Source organism: Pectobacterium artocarpous, assembly GCF_046159765.1.
In the GTDB taxonomy this organism is placed as follows: Bacteria; Pseudomonadota; Gammaproteobacteria; order Enterobacterales; family Enterobacteriaceae; genus Pectobacterium.
Genome location: NZ_JBJXVK010000066.1, coordinates 1 through 355, shown reverse-complemented (window position 1 = coordinate 355; position 355 = coordinate 1). Strand labels below are relative to the sequence as shown.

The window sequence follows — 355 nt, the reverse complement described above, 5'->3', positions numbered from 1 at the left end:
ACTGTTCAGCTGTCATGTTTCAATTTTCAGCTTGTTCCAGATTGTTAAAGAGCAATATCTTAAACCCTGACTATTGCTAATCAGTTTTAAGATATGAGGTAAGTGTGTTACTTACTGAAGACCTCCGCTTTCACCGGACTGGTCGGATGCGCTGGCGTCCCCTAGGGGATTCGAACCCCTGTTACCGCCGTGAAAGGGCGGTGTCCTAGGCCTCTAGACGAAGGGGACACGACACCGTACTTTGTTGACGCTTTTGCTCGTTATTTTCATCAGACAATCTGTGTGAGCACTGCACTCAACCCACATCTTCTTGGTAAGGAGGTGATCCAACCGCAGGTTCCCCTACGGTTACCTT

General features: G+C 48.2%; 1 tRNA gene. It reads right to left on the bottom strand.

Annotated elements, in window-relative coordinates:
- Positions 1-152: 152 nt before the first annotated feature.
- Positions 153-228: transfer RNA gene (locus ACKQAD_RS20285), tRNA-Glu, on the bottom strand.
- Between the last annotated feature and the right edge of the window lie 127 nt (positions 229-355).